Genomic DNA, 18,292 nt, shown 5'->3' on the forward strand with positions numbered 1-18,292 from the left:
AGGCCTTCACCGTAGCCCGGGAGTACTGACTTAACTTTTCGCGCGGCTGGCGATGATGTCGTCGGCCACGTTACGCGGCGCTTCCGCGTAATGATGGAACTCCATGCTATAGGTCGCGCGGCCCTGCGACATCGAGCGCAGCGTGGTGGAATAACCGAACATTTCGGCCAGCGGCACATCGGCACGAATAATCTGGCTACCGAAACGCTCCTCCATCCCCTGCACCATTCCGCGACGGGAAGAGAGATCGCCCATAATATTGCCGGCGTAATCTTCCGGCGTCTCCACTTCGACGTGCATCACCGGCTCCAGGATCACCGGGTCCGCTTTTCGCGCCCCTTCCTTAAAGCCAAAAATCGCCGCCATACGGAAGGCCATCTCGGATGAATCGACGTCATGATACGAACCAAACGTCAGAGTCGCTTTGACGTCGACAACCGGATAGCCCGCCAGCACGCCGGCGCCCATCGCTTCACGCAGCCCTTTTTCCACAGAAGGGATGTATTCACGCGGTACCACCCCGCCTTTGGTGGCATCTTCAAACACAAAGCCGCTACCCGCAGCCAGTGGCTCCAGGGTCAGCACGACGTGCCCATACTGCCCCTTACCGCCGGACTGCCGCACAAATTTCCCTTCCACATCCTTCACCGTTTTACGGATGGTTTCCCGATAGGTAACCTGCGGACGGCCAATATTTGCCTCAACGCCAAACTCGCGTTTCATACGGTCGACGATAATCTCCAGATGCAACTCCCCCATCCCGGAGATAATCGTCTGCCCGGACTCTTCATCGGTATGCAGGCGGAAGGACGGATCCTCGGAAGCCAACCGCTGTAGCGCAATGCCCATTTTCTCCTGATCGGCCTTGGTCTTCGGTTCAATCGCCAGCGAAATAACCGGTTCTGGGAACTCCATACGCTCGAGAGTGATGACCGCATCCGGATCGCACAGCGTATCACCCGTCGTGACATCTTTTAAACCCACGCAGGCGGCAATATCACCGGCATGCAGCTCGTCGACTTCGTGGCGATCGTTGGCATGCATCAGCACGATGCGCCCGATACGCTCTTTCTTGCCCTTCACCGGGTTAAAGACCGCATCGCCTTTTTTCAACGTTCCGGAATAGACGCGAATAAAGGTCAACTGGCCGACGTAGGGATCGGTCATGAGTTTAAATGCCAGCGCCGACAGCGGCTCATCGTCGCTCGGGTGACGTTCCGCCGGTTGCCCCTTCTCATCAATGCCCTGAATCGCCGGAATATCCAGCGGCGACGGCATTAACTCAACGACCGCATCGAGCATCCGCTGCACGCCTTTATTTTTAAAGGCGCTGCCGCAGAGCACCGGCTGGATTTCGCCGTCGACCGTGCGTTTACGTAGCCCGGCCACAATTTCCGCTTCGCTCAGTTCGCCGCTTTCGAGATACTTATCCATCAGCTCATCACTGGCTTCCGCCGCGGCCGAAACCATTTTTTCCCGCCACTGCCGGGCCTGTGCCACCAGGTCATCCGGCACAGGCGCATAGCTGAACGTCATCCCCTGCGTGGCATCATCCCACAGAATGGCCCGCATCTTTATCAGGTCAACGACGCCGGTGAAATGCTCTTCGGCGCCAATAGGGATCACAATGGGGACCGGGTTGGCCTTCAGGCGATCGATCATCATTTGCACCACGCGGAAGAAATCGGCGCCCGGGCGGTCCATTTTGTTAACGAACGCCAGTCGCGGAACGTGATACTTGTTGGCCTGCCGCCAGACGGTCTCTGACTGCGGCTGTACGCCGCCGACCGAGTCATAGACCATCACCGCGCCGTCCAGCACGCGCATCGAGCGTTCTACTTCGATGGTAAAGTCCACGTGCCCCGGGGTATCAATGATATTGATACGATGGGGTTCAAAGCTGCGGTCCATCCCGGGCCAGAAGCAGCTTACCGCTGCGGAAGTAATGGTAATCCCACGCTCCTGCTCCTGCGCCATCCAGTCGGTAGTTGCCGCGCCATCGTGTACTTCACCCAGCTTATGGCTCATCCCGGTGTAAAACAGAATGCGCTCGGTGGTGGTGGTTTTGCCGGCATCGATATGCGCGGAGATACCGATGTTGCGATAACGTTCGAGGGGGATGGGTCGGGGCATGATGCGTCCTTAGTCATTTTGACTGTCAATGAGCGGCTAAATCTGCCGCGGTTAGGTTTACGGCATCTATAATAGTACAATTGTACGAGTATATTCGAACTATTTTCACTATCACTGCTATCGGTCAGCTTGCGACGGCGCGCGTGGCGCAAGAAAAGGAGTTTGGGTATAGTAGCCGCCAGCCGCCGATACGGGTTGCTGTTCGCGTGAACAGCACAACCGCCGACACAGGAATATTATGATCGCCAATCACCCCGAACGTGAACAAATTCGCCTCGAAAATGTCCTTTTTGCCCTCGGCAACCCCTTGCGGCTGGAAATCATTCGCACGCTCTCCGACGGCAGCGAGCAGAGTTGTAACGCATTGCGCAAAGAAGATATCGCTAAATCCACCATGACTCACCACTGGCGGGTGCTGCGCGACAGCGGCGTGATCTGGCAGCGGCCACAGGGGCGGGAAAATCTCATTTCGCTCCGCCGCGACGATTTGGATGCCCGCTTTCCTGGGCTGCTGGATACGCTGCTTAATGTGATGCGACAGGAGAAGTAAGCCATCCCTGTGCCCCCGGTAAAGCGACAGCCACCAGCGGGGAAAACCAGCGGACGCCAGAAACAAAAAAGCCGGAGGTTTCCCTCCGGCTTTTCATATCATAAAGCGTAATTACGCAACGTCTTCGTACTGCGGTACCGGGTTGCGGAAGCTTTTGGTTACGCACGCCAGGTAAATCAGACCGATACCGGCCCAGATCAGACCCAGGATCATCGAGCTTTCTTCCAGGTTAACCCACAGCGCGCCAACGGTCAGGGCGCCGCACATCGGCAGGAACAGATACTGGAAGTGGTCTTTCAGCGTCTTGTTGCGTTTCTCGCGGATCCAGAACTGCGAGATAACCGACAGGTTAACGAAGGTGAACGCTACCAGCGCACCAAAGTTAATCAGCGCAGTCGCCATCACCAGATCAAAGTTAATCGCCAGCAGCGCGATCGCGCCAACCAGGATGATGTTCATCGCCGGGGTGCGCCAGGTCGGGTGAACGTAGCCGAAGAAGCTTTTCGGGAATACGCCATCACGGCCCATCACGTACATCAGACGCGCAACGCCAGCATGCGCCGCCATACCGGAAGCCAGCACGGTGATGGTGGAGAAGATCAGCGCGCCTACCTGGAAGGCTTTACCTGCCACATACAGCATAATTTCAGGCTGTGAGGCATCCGGATCCTTAAAGCGCGAGATATCCGGGAAGTACAGCTGCAGGAAGTAGGTGGCAAAAATGAAGATCAGGCCGCCAATCAGCGCAGTCAGGAAGATAGCGCGCGGAATAACGCGTTCAGCATCCTTGGTCTCTTCAGACAGATTGCTGATGCCGTCAAAGCCGGTAAATGAGAAGCAGAGTATCGTCGCCCCGGTAATCATCGGGATAACGTGCGCATCGCCGGACCAGAACGGACGGCTGCTGGCCAGCGTACCGGCGCCCTCGCCTTCAAATACACCATACACCACCATGCCGAGGATCACGGCAATCAGCACCACCTGCAACACCACGATAACGGTATTGAAGTTGGCGACGGACTTGATGCTACGCAGGTTAAAGGCGGTCATGAACGCGACCAGCGCGATAACAAACACCCACGATGGAATCGAAGGCACCAGCGCTTCAAAGTAGATTTTCGCCAGCAGGATGTTGATCATCGGCGCGAACAGGTAGTCGAGCAGAGAGGACCAACCCACCATGAAGCCTACGGTCGGGCTAATGGATTTCTGGGCGTAGGTATACGCGGAACCCGCGGAAGGATAACGGCGTACCAGCTTCCCGTAGCTCAGCGCAGTAAAAAGAATAGCGATTAACGCAAAGGCGTAGGCCGTCGGCACGTGACCGTCGGTCATACCAGAGACGATACCAAACGTATCGAACAGCGTCATCGGCTGCATATAGGCCAGGCCCATCATTACAACCGGAACTAACGTAAGCGTTTTACGTAATTCCACGCGAGAGGTATTTGGAGTAGCGTTATGCGACATAGTTATCCCCTTTTACGGTGAAGGCCAGCGCGTAAGCAAAAAATTGCCCCATTTCTTTCTATTCCTCAGCGACAACGACTGTCGGTTTTTAGTAAATATCTATCCGGTACGAAGCCCGGCCTCTTGGTATTGAATGATGTGTCTTTCGACCAAAAAAATAACCGACACTTTAAAAAAAGCGTCGGCTAGTCTCTGGTTTTCAGGCTGCGTATTTTGCAACAACTTCTGGCTTAATGACAAGATGTTGTAGGGTTTATTAATAGGCTAAGAATTCTAACCGACTAATATTCATACTATTTTAGTATTGTAGATCTGACGAATAGCACTATTTGCTAATATCGCTTGTAACCACCATTGCGCGGCAAGGCCAAAAACGTCTTCATTCCAGCCAATCCATGCCCGATGCAACCGCGCGGGTGTGGTAATGCGTTTCTCGACCAATTTTCCCTTCTCAAGCCAGGGCTCAGCCAGATAACGCGGCAGGTAGGCCCAGCCCATGCCGGCGCATACCAGCTCCAACAGGCCGTTCATATCAAAAACCGTCACCGTCTCCTGCTTTTCGCCCGGCGGTAAAGCGGCAGCGCAAATAATCGTCCGGTATCGCTGTAACACTCGCAAACTCAACGGTTCCTTAGCCTGCGCCAACGGATGATTAACCTCGACTACAAAACACAGATCCAGTTCGCCAAGCAGACGAAAACCATAACCCACCAGCGTTGGCGGCTCGTTAAGCGCGCCCAGCACCATGTCGACCTCGCCTGCCGCCAGAGCATCCCAACCGCCAGCAGCGGTGAACTGCAAACGGGTCACGTTGTGCTGTTGATAAAACTGTTCCATCAAGGAAGATAAAAGCGAGAAAGGGAAAGTCATATCGACACTGATGGTCAGAGTATTTTCCCAGCCCTGATGTAGCCTGATGGCCTGCAGCTCAAGTTCGCGCGCGGTATGGAGTAGTTCACGCCCCTTCTCCAGCAGCATCTGCCCGGTGCAAGTAAAGCGCGCCCGATGACCACTGCGATCCAGCAGTTGGATATTCAGATCGCTTTCTAATTTATGGATGGTATAGCTTAGCGCCGAGGGGGTTTTATAGAGCTTTGCCGAGGCCGCGGCAAAGCTCCCCTCTTTATCTAAGGCATCAAGAATAACGAGAACATCCAGCAGTGGTTTCATCGCCCCCCCTTACGGTACGCGATCGTCTGCTGGCGGTTACTCCATCGGCATCACCAGCGGATCGGGGTACTGGTATTCAAAGCCAAGCTCATAGCATATCCGGTTGCCATCAATGATTTTGCCTTTACCCCCCTCCGGGTTATCGGTAAATACCGGTAACGGCAGCCCAAGTTCACGGGCCATCTGCGGATAAAAGACGCCGCGCGCCGGATGCTGCGGCGCACATATATTATAGATGTGTCCGCCTTTCGGAGCCTGAAGCAATAACTCAATCGCGGCAATAACGTCCTGCAGATGCACCAGATTGACACCGTGCTGGCCATCCGGGGCCGATTTACCGGCAAAGAAACGGCCGGGATGGCGCGATGGTCCAACCAATCCGGCAAGACGCAGAATATCCACCGAGGTCCCCGGCAACGCATGCAGCCAGTCCTCCAGCTCTTTCAGAACCCTGCCGCTGGCGGTTTGTGGATTGCGTGGCGAATTTTCCTTCATCGTCCCTTCGGTATTGCCATAAACCGAAGTCGAACTGGTAAAAATAATGCGTGGAATATGCCGCGAAAGCGCGGTATCGACAATCTCCTGCACCGCCTGTAGATAAAAATCTTCCCCGGGCCCCGTGCGCCGCGCAGGTAACGTGATGACCAGCGCATCGACGTTCATCATCGCGTCCAGATCCTCTGCATCACAGATCAACTGGGGTTCAAGGCGCAGCGGATACCCTTCAATTCCGCACATCCGCGCCGCCTCTACGCCGTCCTGCGTCGTTTTACTGCCGGTGACATGCCAACCGCGCGCCCGCAATGACAACGCAAGCGGCATGCCCAGCCATCCTAACCCGACAATCGCGACCTTTTTCATACCCTGGCTCCTGACTCATTCGCTGTGCTGATACTAGGCTACGCTAGCCTGCGAGACCTGACAATTTGTTCGGCGAATATGAAATGAATTAATGATGGAAAAAAGGGCTTGCTTTATGCGCCGCAACTGGTTTAGGTTAAAAGACATTAAATGCATAGTCATTCAAAGAGAATTTTATGAACAGCGTTCAATTTAAAAACCACCACCATCACCATCATCCTGACTAGTCTTTCAGGCGATGTGTGCTGGAAGACGTTTGGATCTTCCAGTGGTGCATGAACGCAAAGAGAGCCCCCGGAAGATTCACTTCCGGGGGCTTTTTTTTGGACCGAATTCGGACAGATTCAGACAGGTATTCAGAGGAAAACAACAATGTTAGACAACACCCGTTTACGCATAGCTATTCAGAAATCCGGCCGTTTGAGTGAGGATTCACGCGAACTGCTCGGCCGCTGCGGCATTAAAGTCAACCTGCACACCCAGCGTCTGATCGCCCTTGCGGAAAACATGCCGATCGATATTCTGCGCGTTCGCGATGACGATATTCCGGGGCTGGTGATGGACGGCGTTGTCGACCTTGGCATTATCGGCGAGAACGTGCTGGAAGAAGAGCTGCTGAGCCGCCGCGCGCAGGGCGAAGACCCGCGCTATTTCACCCTGCGCCGTCTCGATTTTGGCGGATGCCGCCTGTCACTGGCGACACCGGTGGATGAAAACTGGAATGGCCCGGCGGCGCTGGACGGCAAACGCATCGCCACCTCTTACCCGCACCTGTTAAAACGCTATCTCGATCAGAAAGGTATCTCCTTTAAATCCTGTCTGCTGAACGGTTCTGTCGAAGTCGCGCCGCGCGCTGGCCTTGCCGATGCCATCTGCGATCTCGTTTCTACCGGCGCAACCCTTGAAGCCAACGGTCTGCGCGAAGTTGAAGTTATTTATCGTTCCAAAGCCTGCCTGATCCAGCGCGACGGTGAGATGGACGATGCGAAACAGCAGCTGATCGACCGTCTGCTGACCCGTATTCAGGGGGTTATCCAGGCCCGCGAATCGAAATACATCATGATGCACGCGCCGACCGAACGGCTGGAAGAAGTGGTGGCACTGCTGCCGGGCGCCGAGCGGCCAACTATTCTGCCGCTGGCGGGCGACAAACAGCGGGTAGCGATGCACATGGTCAGCAGCGAAACCCTGTTTTGGGAAACCATGGAAAAACTGAAAGCGCTGGGCGCCAGCTCCATCCTGGTGCTGCCGATCGAGAAGATGATGGAGTAATCCAGCAATCCGCATACGGGACAAACAGGGGAAATGACCATGAGCTTCAATACCATTATCGACTGGAATAGCTGCAGCGCCGCACAACAGCAACAACTATTAATGCGCCCGGCGATTTCAGCTTCCGAGAGCATCAGCAAAACGGTAGCCGGGATCCTCGGCAACGTTAAAGAGAATGGCGATGCCGCTTTACGCGAATATAGCGCCAAATTCGATAAAACCACCGTCACGGCGCTGAAAGTGTCTGACGAAGAAATTGCCGCTGCCGGCGCGCGCCTCAGCGACGAACTCAAACAAGCGATGGCGGTAGCGGTCAACAATATCGAGACCTTTCATAACGCGCAGCAGTTGCAGGTTGTCGATGTTGAAACCCAGCCCGGCGTACGCTGCCAGCAGCTTACCCGCCCTATCGCCTCTGTCGGCTTATATATTCCGGGCGGCTCGGCGCCGCTGTTTTCAACGGTGCTGATGCTGGCAACGCCAGCGCGCATTGCCGGCTGTCAGGAAGTGGTACTGTGTTCGCCGCCGCCGATTGCCGATGAAATCCTTTATGCGGCGCAGCTGTGCGGCGTGCGTAATATCTTTAACGTCGGCGGCGCGCAGGCTATCGCGGCAATGGCCTTCGGTACCGAATCGGTGGCAAAAGTCGCTAAAATCTTTGGCCCCGGCAACGCCTTCGTCACCGAGGCCAAACGCCAGGTCAGCCAGCGCCTCGACGGCGCGGCTATCGATATGCCTGCCGGCCCGTCGGAAGTTCTGGTGATCGCCGACGGCGGCGCGACGCCGGATTTCGTCGCCTCCGATTTACTCTCCCAGGCGGAACATGGCCCGGATTCCCAGGTTATCTTGCTAACCCCTGACGCCGACATGGGCTCCCGGGTCGCCGCAGCGGTTGAACGTCAGCTAGCTGCCCTGCCGCGTGCCGAAACCGCACGTGAAGCGCTTTCCGCCAGCCGTATCATTGTCGCCCGCGATCTCGCGCAATGTGTAGAGATCTCAAATCAGTACGGGCCGGAGCACCTGATTATCCAGACCCGCAACGCCCGTGAACTGGTTGACGGTATCACCAGCGCCGGTTCGGTATTCCTCGGCGACTGGTCGCCAGAATCGGCAGGTGATTACGCCTCCGGCACCAACCACGTGCTGCCAACTTATGGGTACACCGCGACCTGTTCCAGCCTCGGTCTGGCGGATTTCCAGAAACGAATGACCGTACAGGAACTGACGCGTGAAGGCTTTGCCGCCCTCGCCCCGACTATCGAGATCCTGGCTGCAGCCGAACTGCTGACCGCCCACAAAAACGCCGTGACGCTACGCGTGGCCGCCCTTAAGGAGCAAGCATGAGCATTGAAGACTTAGCCCGCGCCAATATTCGCGCGCTGACGCCGTATCAATCCGCCCGCCGTCTTGGGGGAAAAGGCGACGTGTGGCTGAACGCCAACGAATTCCCCACCGCTGTGGAATTCCAGTTGACCGAACAGACGTTAAACCGCTACCCGGAACCACAGCCGAAAGCGGTTATCGAAAACTACGCACACTATGCTGGCGTAACACCAGAGCAGGTACTGGTGAGCCGCGGGGCTGACGAAGGTATCGAGTTATTGATCCGCGCTTTTTGCGAACCCGGCGAGGACGCGGTCCTTTATTGCCCGCCTACCTACGGTATGTATAGCGTCAGCGCCGAAACTATCGGCGTTGAGTGTCGCACGGTGCCGACGCTCGCCGACTGGCAGCTCGATTTGCCTGCTATCGAAGCGAATCTCACCGGCGTGAAAGTGGTGTTTGTCTGCAGCCCAAATAATCCAACCGGGCAGATAATCAATCCACAAGATTTCCGCGCCCTGTTGGAAATGACGCGCGGTAAAGCGATCGTGGTAGCGGATGAAGCCTATATTGAGTTCTGTCCGCAGGCGTCGCTCGCCGGTTGGCTAAATGAATACCCGAACCTGGTTATCCTGCGCACCTTATCGAAGGCTTTTGCGCTGGCCGGGCTGCGCTGCGGTTTTACGCTGGCGAATGCAGAGGTGATTAATGTCCTGCTGAAAGTCATCGCGCCTTATCCGCTTTCGACGCCGGTCGCCGATATCGCCGCCCAGGCGTTGAGCCCGGCAGGAATTGCCGCCATGCGCGCGCGCGTGGCGCAGATCCTTAATGAGCGCGCTTACCTGGTCAATGCGCTGCGTGGCATCGCCTGCATCGAGCAGGTGTTCGATTCCGAGACCAACTACCTGCTGGCGCGGATAACCGCCTCCAGCGCGGTGTTTAAATCTTTGTGGGATCAGGGCATTATCTTACGTGACCAAAATAAACAACCCTCATTAAGCGGCTGTTTGCGTATCACTATCGGTACCCGTGCAGAGAGCCAGCGCGTGATTGACGCTTTGACTGCGGAGAATGTATGACCCAGAAGTTTCTCTTTATTGACCGTGACGGTACGCTTATCTCCGAACCGCCGGTTGATTTTCAGGTAGACCGGTTTGAAAAACTGGCCTTCGAGCCGCAGGTGCTCCCGGCGCTGCTTAAGCTGCAGCAGGAAGGCTACAAGCTGGTGATGATCACCAACCAGGACGGGCTTGGTACCGATAGCCTGCCACAAAATGAGTTCGACGGCCCGCACAACCTGATGATGCAGGTCTTCTCCTCGCAGGGCGTTAATTTTGAATCCGTCCTGATCTGCCCGCACATGCCTGGCGATAACTGCGACTGCCGCAAGCCGAAGACCCAGCTGGTATTGCCTTGGCTGGAAGACGGCGTGATGGATAAAGCCCACAGTTACGTCATCGGCGACCGCGCCACCGATATCGAGTTGGCGGATAACATGGGCATCACCGGCCTGCGCTATAACAGTGAAACGCTAAACTGGCCGACCATCTGCGAACAGCTGACCCGTCGCGATCGCTACGCTCACGTTGAACGTATCACCAAAGAGACCCAGGTTGACGTTAAAGTCTGGCTGGACCGTGAAGGCGGCAGCAAGATCCACACCGGCGTTGGTTTCTTCGACCACATGCTCGATCAGATTGCCACCCACGGCGGCTTTCGCCTGGAGATTAACGTCGGCGGCGATCTTTACATCGACGATCACCACACCGTAGAAGATACCGGCCTGGCGTTAGGCGAAGCGCTGAAGCTGGCACTGGGTGATAAGCGCGGTATCAACCGCTTTGGCTTCGTGTTGCCGATGGATGAGTGTCTGGCGCGCTGCGCGCTGGATATCTCTGGCCGTCCGCACCTCGAATATAAAGCTGACTTCACCTATCAGCGCGTCGGCGACCTGAGCACCGAGATGGTCGAACACTTCTTCCGCTCGCTCTCCTATACCATGGCGGTGACGCTGCACCTGAAAACCAAAGGTAAAAACGACCATCACCGCGTTGAGAGCCTGTTCAAAGCCTTCGGTCGTACGCTGCGCCAGGCCATTCGGGTCCAGGGCGACACCTTGCCATCTTCAAAAGGGGTATTGTGATGAACGTGGTGATCCTCGATACCGGGTGCGCCAACCTCAACTCAGTGAAATCTGCGGTGAGCCGCCACGGCTATGAGCCAGTGGTCAGCCGCGAGCCGGATGTTGTTCTGCGCGCCGATAAACTTTTTCTGCCCGGCGTCGGCACCGCGCAGGCTGCGATGGATCAGCTGCGCGAACGCGAGCTCATTGACTTGATTAAAGCCTGTACCCAGCCGGTGCTGGGGATCTGTCTCGGCATGCAGTTACTCGGTGCGCGCAGCGAAGAGAATAACGGCGTTGAGTTACTGGGCATTATTGATGAAGACGTGCCGAAAATGACCGACCACGGATTGCCGCTGCCGCATATGGGATGGAACCGGGTGTATGCCAAAGCCGGCGATCGTCTGTTCCGCGGCATTGAAGAAGGCGCCTATTTCTATTTCGTCCATAGCTACGCCATGCCGGTCAATCCGTACACTATCGCCCAATGCAACTACGGCGAGGCCTTCACCGCGGCGGTACAGAAAGATAACTTCTTTGGCGTACAGTTCCACCCTGAGCGCTCAGGTAGCGCCGGTGCGCAGCTGCTGAAAAATTTCCTGGAGATGTAATGATCATTCCAGCTTTAGATTTAATTGACGGTACCGTGGTGCGCCTGCATCAGGGCGACTACGGCCAGCAGCGCGACTATGGCAACGATCCGTTACCACGCCTGCAATCCTATGCAGACCAGGGCGCGGAAGTATTGCACCTGGTTGATCTGACCGGGGCAAAAGACCCGGCAAAACGTCAGATTCCGCTGCTTAAGACCCTGGTCGCCGGCGTTACGGTACCGGTGCAGGTCGGCGGCGGCGTACGTACGGAAGAAGACGTTGCCGCACTGCTTGACGCCGGCGTGGCGCGCGTGGTGGTCGGTTCAACGGCGGTAAAATCGCCGGAAGTGGTCAAAACCTGGTTTAAACGCTTTGGCCCCGAACATCTGGTGCTGGCGCTGGACGTACGCATTGATGCCGATGGCAATAAACAGGTGGCGGTGAGCGGCTGGCAGGAAAACTCTGGCGTCACTCTGGAAGAGCTGGTGGAAAGCTATCTGCCGGTCGGCTTGCAACATGTGCTGTGTACCGATATCTCCCGCGATGGCACTCTCGCGGGTTCCAACGTCTCACTGTATGAAGAAGTCTGCGCGCGTTATCCGCAGGTGGCGTTCCAGTCTTCCGGCGGGATCGGCGGTCTCAACGATATTGCCGCGCTGCGCGGAACCGGCGTTCGCGGCGTGATCGTCGGCCGCGCGCTGCTGGAAGGTAAATTCAACGTAACGGAGGCTATCCAATGCTGGCAAAACGGATAATCCCCTGCCTCGACGTCCGCGACGGCCAGGTAGTGAAAGGCGTACAGTTCCGCAATCACGAAATTATCGGTGATATTGTGCCGCTGGCAAAACGCTATGCCGATGAAGGCGCGGATGAACTGGTGTTCTACGATATTACCGCCTCCAGCGATGGCCGGGTAGTCGATAAAAGTTGGGTTTCGCGCGTGGCGGAAGTCATTGATATTCCATTCTGCGTCGCTGGCGGGATTAAGTCGCTGGAAGACGCGGCGCAGATCCTCTCCTTTGGCGCCGACAAAATTTCAATTAACTCGCCTGCGCTTGCGGATCCAACGTTAATCACCCGCCTCGCCGATCGCTTTGGCGTGCAGTGCATCGTGGTAGGTATCGATACCTGGTTTGATGAACAAACCGGTAAATATCACGTTAATCAGTACACCGGCGATGAGAGCCGAACTCGCGTCACCCAATGGGAGACGCTGGATTGGGTGCAGGAAGTACAAAAGCGCGGAGCAGGAGAAATCGTCCTCAACATGATGAATCAGGACGGCGTGCGCAACGGTTACGATCTGGATCAGCTCAGAAAGGTCCGTGAAGTATGTAACGTTCCGTTAATTGCCTCCGGCGGCGCCGGAACCATGGAGCACTTCCTTGAGGCCTTCCGCGACGCCAACGTCGATGGCGCCCTCGCCGCTTCCGTGTTCCATAAACAGATTATTAATATTGGCGAATTAAAAACGTTCCTGGCAGCCCAGGGCGTGGAGATCAGGGTATGTTGAGTGAACAGCTCGATTGGCAAAAAACCGACGGCATGATGCCGGCCATCATACAGCACGCTGAATCTGGCGAAGTGTTAATGCTGGGATATATGAATGAAGACGCGCTGGCGAAAACGCAAGAAAGCGGCAAAGTGACCTTCTACTCGCGCACCAAACAGCGCCTGTGGACAAAGGGTGAAACCTCCGGCAACTTTCTTAATGTGGTCAGCATCACCCCCGATTGCGATAACGATACCCTGTTAGTGTTGGTCAACCCGATAGGCCCGACCTGCCACAAAGGGACTTCAAGCTGCTTTGGGGAAACCGGACACCAATGGCTGTTCCTCTATCAACTGGAACAACTGCTGGCCGAACGCAAACATGCTGACCCGGAGAGCTCATACACCGCGAAACTGTATGCCAGCGGCACCAAACGTATTGCGCAAAAAGTAGGTGAAGAAGGCGTGGAGACCGCGCTTGCAGCAACGGTGCATGACACGTTTGAGCTGAAGAATGAGGCTTCTGACCTGATGTATCACCTGCTGGTGCTGCTGCAGGATCAGGGGCTGAATTTAGGGGAAGTGATCGATAATCTTAAGTCTCGACATTAGTAAAACATTACCTGCATAAAAGAGACTCTGGTTTAATGTGATGACCATTTAAACCAGAGTCAATGTTTTAACCGTCTATTAAGGATGTTGCGGTAAGGGCACATCCCTTAATTCAGAGAAACGAATAGCGTCTTCTTTTTCATTCAGCACGAAATCAGAATTTTTTACCGCGTCTTTCATATGCTCATCAGAAACAGCATAGCCCATCATTTCTAACACCAGAAATTTGGTTAAATCAGATGAGAAGTAGTGGTTGTTGCTGCGCAATTTTTCAGCCTTCGCACACCAGGAGGTATCATTCATTAACAATGGAATTTTATACATCTCATTATCGCTGGATGGGAAACCATGCCCCTGACCAACAACTTCCCCATGGTCTGATACATAAACCAACTTGTAATCTTTAAGATAGGTATCAGCAAGGGTAAAAATACTCTTTAAGGTATCATCGACGCTATAAATAGACGCATCATAGTCATCAACCATTGGGTTGTCCGCTTCCCCCCTACGGTCAGAATAAGGCAAATGGTTACCCATCAAATGAATGACGTAAAAATTTCTCTCTTGCGATTGCTTAAAATAATGCTTGATTGCCGGTAATAACTTTTCATCCTGTCCCTCGTTAACTGGGAAACGGGTATTATTATCTTCCGGAGTTTGCAGTACTTCAGCATATTTTGCCAGATAACCGAAAGGCTTGTTCCACATGTTGTTTTGCATCTGAGAGTCGAACCAGTACGTGTGGTAGCCCTGCAATTGTGCCATCTCGATAAGATTCTTAAATTTAAACAAGTTGCCGCGCTGCAAGGGAGTTTCAAAAGAAACCAGCATCGGTACTGCAAGTCGTGTTTGCGCAGCCGGTGAGTGAACGTTATTAACGACACATATTTGTCCATCTCTATCCATCTGCGATAAGTTTGGCGTAGTATCTTTTCCATAGCCATAAATGCCATAGCGTCCAGGGTTCGATGATTCGCCGATGACATAAATAATGTTCTTGCTACCTTCAGTCTCTGTTTTAATATAAGAAGGATATTCTTTATGTTCTATTTTTTTGTATTTAACATCATCAACTATATTTTCAGCGATAATCGACACTGAGGAAACAAGAGGTCCAAAAAAAATCTTGTACTGATCGATGTATGGCTGCGAAATAAAAGTTGGTGAATATTCGAGATTGTTAATAAAGAATTTTGTACCCCAAAAACTAACACCATCGATCACGGGTTTCGAAAGTATAAGAATAAGACTAATAGTCAAAACAACGCGCTCTTTAACAGAGTAGCGTGCCTTCGGTATTTTAATCGATAACAGTGAGAGCGCAAAAAGTATGAAAAGGAAACCCACAAGGAATTTGAGACCAAACGTTTGCACTGTACCTAATGAAACGGATAGGCCTACCCCGAAGGTTGACATAACCATACTGGTAGATAGTCCACCATATTTTTGATAGATAAAATAAGTCAGGAATGTGATCAATGAAACAAAAACAACCAGACTATTTCTAATTATTTTATTACGAATACAAAAAATCAAACGCAAGAAAATAAAGACAGAGAAAAAAGTGGTAAAAAATATGTTTGTAGGTTCAAACCAACACAATACAAGGGACAGAAAAAACAGTATAAAATATAAAAAACGTCTGGTTTTTATATACTCTAAACATCTAAGAAAAACGCTCATGCAAACTCCGAAATAAAGCAACTTATTATTGTGCATTGTAATGTTGCTATTTTAACACACTGAATCTCACTGACAAATATCACTCCATTGATCCTGGATAATGAAAGCGTTTAAAAATAATTTATCCGGCATGACGGGAGCTGCACTCCGGGCTTAATTTCACATACTTAAGCAAATTTAATGTTAAATCCAAAATCGTGAAACCGATCACAACAACAAAAAAATAACTATCAGTTAACATCAGTGTGGTAATATAAACAAATACCGTCAGGTTCTCCTACTTGACGCGTTGATTATGGAATCACAACAAAAATAAAGCCAAACAGGCTACGGGGTCTCACTTGCAACATTATAAACATCTCGACGGACTCCGCGGAGTCGCGTCGCTTGTCGTCGTGCTTTACCATATGGATGTATTTATGGGGGTGCTGGTATCGCCAAATGGATTATATTCGCAAAACTCAGTATGGTGGCAGATATATCGAAGAATATTGGATGGGAACTTCTCAGTTTGTCTATTTTTCGTGATGAGTGGCTATGTGTTGCTCATTGGCTTTTATAAGCGGCAAAACGACATTTCTTATCTTAAAGAAAGTTTTATAAAAAGATACTTTAGACTTACCCCACTGGTACTCGCTTCAGTCATTCTGGCTGTTGTTTTACAAAATACGATTGGCTTCCATAATGTCGACATGGCGGCGATCGTAGGTGGACACGAGTGGTTAAAATCTAACTATCAATCAGAACTCACACTAACTGGCGCTATATACAATGGACTGTATTCTGCTTACATAGGTGATACATCCTATAATGGCCCCCTCTGGACGATTAAAATAGAGTTAATGGGATCACTCTTTTTGTATCTCTATGCCGCATTATTTTTTGTCAAAAAAAAAGGTGCCCACATCATTATATCAGCAATACTTATCTATCTGATTGAACCGACACTTGGCTGCTATTTGATACTATTTATCATTGGCGGTACTATTTTGGTATATAACATAAAGCTTGAACCTAAGTTTTTTCTTCCAGCCAGTATATTGACAATTGTTCTTGCAACAGAAAATCCGTGGACAATTGAAATTAACTTCTTAAATGAACTCACTGGTTTTAGTAAAGAAGGTTTAGCCACATTCTGTCATTCAATCGCAGCAGTAGTTTTATTATTAATAGCAAATACATCATCAATACTTTCAAATTATCTGTCCAGACCTGTATTTACTTTTCTGGGTAAGATATCATTTTCCTTATATGTGTTTCATATCCCTATTATCATGAGTATTGGAACGGCATTATTTGTTTATTTACATGATGCAGGTATTACTAACCAATTTGCCAGTATAATAAGCACATTAGTCAGTTTATTATGTTGCGTGCTTATCTCATGGCTGGGCTATACATTTGTTGATAAACCTTCAACCAAAATCGCATCCTTAGTTGGCGACAAGTTGAATATGAGAGCCAGCGAATTGTAAAAAAAAAGCCGCGAAAGAAATCTTTCGCGGCTTTTAGTAAAACAGAAAAGTTAAAATGTTTTAGCTTTTAGTAGCTTTAAATAAAACATAAACCTTTCTCTTCCTTTATTTTTGGCTATTACCAGCATATCAAATTTTGACAGAATCTTTTTGGATACAAAAATTTGTGCCAGGACCTGTTTAAAATACTCATCCTTGAATTTGGCTTCAATCACACTCCACGCCCAGAAATGGACATCGAGTTCTAACTCAAATAATTTACGTTCTTCATCATAGTTGAACGTATCTGAGTTACGACTGTAGATCCAATCAAAAATAGGGAAATGAACATAAAGTCGGTCATCCCGCACAGAAATATCCTGACCTAAGCGCCCTTGACGATAATAGTAATAATCAAAAGGTATATTAGCAATAATCTTAGCGTTTAAAAAAGTCTCGAACTGGAAAGGTAAATCATCAAACCGGCGAATATGCTCAGGGAAAGAAATGCCTTTGTTTTTCAGCATGTCGGCAGAGTAAATACGACGCCACATCGTTGGGCGTTCGCGTAACAAATCCAGGCGAGTGAGATTGATGTCCAGTGGGAACTTGACTATTTCACCAGTCTCGTAAGCTTCTTTATAGCCACACTGGGAAATATCAGCATTTTTCATCACCGCTGCACGGAACAAATCTTCATACATCTGAAGATCGCACCAATCATCGCCGTCAACAAAACCAATATATTGGCCTTTGGCCTGGCTAACGCCGGCATTTCGCGCTGTCGCGCAACCACCGTTTACTTTATGGATGACTTTCACTCTACCTGGGTATTTCGCCGCCCAGGCGTCAGCTTTCTCACCGGAATCATCCGGCGTACCGTCATCGACGACTAAAATCTCAATATTCTCAATGGACTGATTAGCCAGTGACTCTATGCACTGGTCTATATAGGCGCTGATATTATATGCAGGTACGACGACTGAAACTTCATACTCATACTTCTGGCGGCTACCCGTAAGAGGCTGGTGTTGATCCTGGATACGCCAGTAAAAAGTATCCGCCGCACGCGCGCATTGGCGATAAACAATCAATGGATCAATATCATATTGGTTAAATTCACCACAAATATGGTCAAGTTTCCACTGCGCAGTGACATATTCCAAAGCTGCCCGACTAAAGGCCGGAAGAGAAATACGTACACTAACGTGCCGCTCTCCAATCAATTCATTAATTTCGGGGTTCGAGAAATTATCAAACAGGTAGACACGATCTTTCAGTTCAGGGTTTTTGTTTAATAGTTCCTGAATACGCTTAAATTTGCTTGCATTAGATTCAACAACAATAATCGCGCGCGGCTTGCTGTTATAGAATGCGACCAGAATTTCAAGACCGGTATAAGTCCCCACAAAAGCCAAAACATCACTTTCGCAAGAAAACAAATCTACGCCAAAAAAACTGCGCTCGATAATATGCTTATGTTGTGCTAGCTCATCATGGCTAATTGCTGAAGGTAGTTTATTTAGATATGCATTCAATTGTGTTCTATTGATCATTT

The 18,292-nt window shown here is 51.4% G+C and carries 18 protein-coding genes and 1 other annotated feature; of the genes, 11 read left to right on the forward strand and 7 right to left on the reverse strand.

Annotated elements, in window-relative coordinates; genetic code table 11:
- Positions 1-30: 30 nt before the first annotated feature.
- A complete protein-coding gene (gene fusA / locus PGQ95_RS12660; RefSeq protein ID WP_430918290.1) occupies positions 31-2,133 on the reverse strand; it encodes an elongation factor G in 2,103 nt (700 codons plus the stop codon).
- Between the two features lie 238 nt (positions 2,134-2,371).
- Here fusA and PGQ95_RS12665 point away from each other — a divergent pair, with 238 nt between their 5' ends.
- Positions 2,372-2,683, forward strand: a complete 312-nt coding sequence (locus tag PGQ95_RS12665) for an ArsR/SmtB family transcription factor (protein WP_015365828.1) — start codon at positions 2,372-2,374, stop codon at positions 2,681-2,683.
- A 111-nt stretch (positions 2,684-2,794) separates the two neighbouring features.
- Here PGQ95_RS12665 and plaP read toward each other — a convergent pair whose 3' ends face one another.
- From plaP to PGQ95_RS12685, 4 genes are all read right to left on the reverse strand, one after another.
- The gene (gene plaP, locus PGQ95_RS12670) at positions 2,795-4,153 is read right to left on the reverse strand and encodes a putrescine/proton symporter PlaP (protein WP_015365827.1); all 1,359 of its coding nucleotides are present in this window, start codon (positions 4,151-4,153) and stop codon (positions 2,795-2,797) included.
- Entirely contained in the window at positions 4,143-4,205 is a 63-nt protein-coding gene (yoeI, locus tag PGQ95_RS12675; protein WP_096335043.1) for a membrane protein YoeI, read from the reverse strand. The genes plaP and yoeI overlap by 11 nt, the downstream gene beginning before the upstream one ends.
- Before the next feature lie 236 nt (positions 4,206-4,441).
- On the reverse strand, positions 4,442-5,323 hold the full coding sequence (locus PGQ95_RS12680) for a LysR family transcriptional regulator (protein ID WP_213794933.1): 882 nt from the start codon (positions 5,321-5,323) through the stop codon (positions 4,442-4,444).
- Positions 5,324-5,359: 36 nt separating this feature from the next.
- Positions 5,360-6,184 carry an SDR family oxidoreductase gene (locus PGQ95_RS12685; RefSeq protein WP_045379289.1) on the reverse strand — a complete coding sequence of 275 codons (825 nt, stop codon included), beginning with the start codon at positions 6,182-6,184 and terminating at the stop codon, positions 5,360-5,362.
- A 176-nt stretch (positions 6,185-6,360) separates the two neighbouring features.
- Here PGQ95_RS12685 and hisL point away from each other — a divergent pair, with 176 nt between their 5' ends.
- From hisL to hisIE, 9 genes are all read left to right on the forward strand, one after another.
- Positions 6,361-6,411 carry a his operon leader peptide gene (hisL, locus tag PGQ95_RS12690; protein ID WP_009654477.1) on the forward strand — a complete coding sequence of 17 codons (51 nt, stop codon included), beginning with the start codon at positions 6,361-6,363 and terminating at the stop codon, positions 6,409-6,411.
- Positions 6,387-6,509, forward strand: a sequence feature (His leader region). (Overlaps the previous gene by 25 nt.)
- A gap of 47 nt (positions 6,510-6,556) precedes the next feature.
- Positions 6,557-7,456 carry an ATP phosphoribosyltransferase gene (gene hisG, locus PGQ95_RS12695; protein ID WP_045379285.1) on the forward strand — a complete coding sequence of 300 codons (900 nt, stop codon included), beginning with the start codon at positions 6,557-6,559 and terminating at the stop codon, positions 7,454-7,456.
- Positions 7,457-7,495: 39 nt separating this feature from the next.
- Entirely contained in the window at positions 7,496-8,800 is a 1,305-nt protein-coding gene (hisD, locus tag PGQ95_RS12700; RefSeq protein ID WP_059305097.1) for a histidinol dehydrogenase, read from the forward strand.
- Positions 8,797-9,858, forward strand: coding sequence for a histidinol-phosphate transaminase (hisC, locus tag PGQ95_RS12705; RefSeq protein WP_430918292.1), 1,062 nt, complete (start codon positions 8,797-8,799; stop codon positions 9,856-9,858). Before hisD ends, hisC begins: the two co-directional genes overlap by 4 nt.
- On the forward strand, positions 9,855-10,922 hold the full coding sequence (gene hisB / locus PGQ95_RS12710) for a bifunctional histidinol-phosphatase/imidazoleglycerol-phosphate dehydratase HisB (RefSeq protein WP_430918294.1): 1,068 nt from the start codon (positions 9,855-9,857) through the stop codon (positions 10,920-10,922). The genes hisC and hisB overlap by 4 nt, the downstream gene beginning before the upstream one ends.
- Positions 10,922-11,512: an imidazole glycerol phosphate synthase subunit HisH gene (hisH, locus tag PGQ95_RS12715; protein WP_087860475.1), complete on the forward strand. Its 591-nt coding sequence runs from the start codon at positions 10,922-10,924 to the stop codon at positions 11,510-11,512. The genes hisB and hisH overlap by 1 nt, the downstream gene beginning before the upstream one ends.
- Complete coding sequence (gene hisA / locus PGQ95_RS12720) at positions 11,512-12,249, forward strand: 1-(5-phosphoribosyl)-5-[(5-phosphoribosylamino)methylideneamino]imidazole-4-carboxamide isomerase (protein ID WP_213315679.1); 738 nt, start codon at positions 11,512-11,514, stop codon at positions 12,247-12,249. Before hisH ends, hisA begins: the two co-directional genes overlap by 1 nt.
- Positions 12,231-13,007, forward strand: coding sequence for an imidazole glycerol phosphate synthase subunit HisF (gene hisF / locus PGQ95_RS12725; protein ID WP_015365818.1), 777 nt, complete (start codon positions 12,231-12,233; stop codon positions 13,005-13,007). Before hisA ends, hisF begins: the two co-directional genes overlap by 19 nt.
- Positions 13,001-13,597 carry a bifunctional phosphoribosyl-AMP cyclohydrolase/phosphoribosyl-ATP diphosphatase HisIE gene (gene hisIE, locus PGQ95_RS12730; protein WP_113373509.1) on the forward strand — a complete coding sequence of 199 codons (597 nt, stop codon included), beginning with the start codon at positions 13,001-13,003 and terminating at the stop codon, positions 13,595-13,597. Before hisF ends, hisIE begins: the two co-directional genes overlap by 7 nt.
- 78 nt (positions 13,598-13,675) lie before the next feature.
- Here the strand turns inward: hisIE and PGQ95_RS12735 are convergent, their stop codons facing one another.
- Entirely contained in the window at positions 13,676-15,019 is a 1,344-nt protein-coding gene (locus tag PGQ95_RS12735) for a phosphoethanolamine transferase (protein WP_430918297.1), read from the reverse strand.
- 602 nt (positions 15,020-15,621) lie between these two features.
- Between PGQ95_RS12735 and PGQ95_RS12740 the strand changes: the two genes are divergently transcribed.
- Positions 15,622-16,755 (forward strand): acyltransferase family protein, encoded by a 1,134-nt coding sequence (locus tag PGQ95_RS12740; protein ID WP_113373507.1) that lies wholly within the window; start codon positions 15,622-15,624, stop codon positions 16,753-16,755.
- 50 nt (positions 16,756-16,805) lie between these two features.
- On the opposite strand, the gene PGQ95_RS12745 is transcribed toward PGQ95_RS12740, so the two are convergent.
- The gene (locus tag PGQ95_RS12745) at positions 16,806-18,290 is read right to left on the reverse strand and encodes a glycosyltransferase (RefSeq protein ID WP_087860470.1); all 1,485 of its coding nucleotides are present in this window, start codon (positions 18,288-18,290) and stop codon (positions 16,806-16,808) included.
- Between the last annotated feature and the right edge of the window lie 2 nt (positions 18,291-18,292).

Origin of the sequence: Klebsiella sp. 141240, assembly GCF_050600805.1 — a bacterium.
Taxonomy (GTDB): Bacteria; Pseudomonadota; Gammaproteobacteria; order Enterobacterales; family Enterobacteriaceae; genus Klebsiella; species Klebsiella aerogenes.

Excerpts from the sequence above, each read along its gene's own strand:
- fusA (WP_430918290.1), bottom strand. The coding sequence starts at position 2,133 with ATGCCCCGACCCATCCCCCTCGAACGTTATCGCAACATCGGTATCTCC.
- PGQ95_RS12665 (WP_015365828.1), top strand. The coding sequence starts at position 2,372 with ATGATCGCCAATCACCCCGAACGTGAACAAATTCGCCTCGAAAATGTC.
- plaP (WP_015365827.1), bottom strand. The coding sequence starts at position 4,153 with ATGTCGCATAACGCTACTCCAAATACCTCTCGCGTGGAATTACGTAAA.
- PGQ95_RS12680 (WP_213794933.1), bottom strand. The coding sequence starts at position 5,323 with ATGAAACCACTGCTGGATGTTCTCGTTATTCTTGATGCCTTAGATAAA.
- PGQ95_RS12685 (WP_045379289.1), bottom strand. The coding sequence starts at position 6,184 with ATGAAAAAGGTCGCGATTGTCGGGTTAGGATGGCTGGGCATGCCGCTT.
- hisG (WP_045379285.1), top strand. The coding sequence starts at position 6,557 with ATGTTAGACAACACCCGTTTACGCATAGCTATTCAGAAATCCGGCCGT.
- hisD (WP_059305097.1), top strand. The coding sequence starts at position 7,496 with ATGAGCTTCAATACCATTATCGACTGGAATAGCTGCAGCGCCGCACAA.
- hisC (WP_430918292.1), top strand. The coding sequence starts at position 8,797 with ATGAGCATTGAAGACTTAGCCCGCGCCAATATTCGCGCGCTGACGCCG.
- hisB (WP_430918294.1), top strand. The coding sequence starts at position 9,855 with ATGACCCAGAAGTTTCTCTTTATTGACCGTGACGGTACGCTTATCTCC.
- hisH (WP_087860475.1), top strand. The coding sequence starts at position 10,922 with ATGAACGTGGTGATCCTCGATACCGGGTGCGCCAACCTCAACTCAGTG.
- hisA (WP_213315679.1), top strand. The coding sequence starts at position 11,512 with ATGATCATTCCAGCTTTAGATTTAATTGACGGTACCGTGGTGCGCCTG.
- hisF (WP_015365818.1), top strand. The coding sequence starts at position 12,231 with ATGCTGGCAAAACGGATAATCCCCTGCCTCGACGTCCGCGACGGCCAG.
- hisIE (WP_113373509.1), top strand. The coding sequence starts at position 13,001 with ATGTTGAGTGAACAGCTCGATTGGCAAAAAACCGACGGCATGATGCCG.
- PGQ95_RS12735 (WP_430918297.1), bottom strand. The coding sequence starts at position 15,019 with ATGGTTATGTCAACCTTCGGGGTAGGCCTATCCGTTTCATTAGGTACA.
- PGQ95_RS12745 (WP_087860470.1), bottom strand. The coding sequence starts at position 18,290 with ATGATCAATAGAACACAATTGAATGCATATCTAAATAAACTACCTTCA.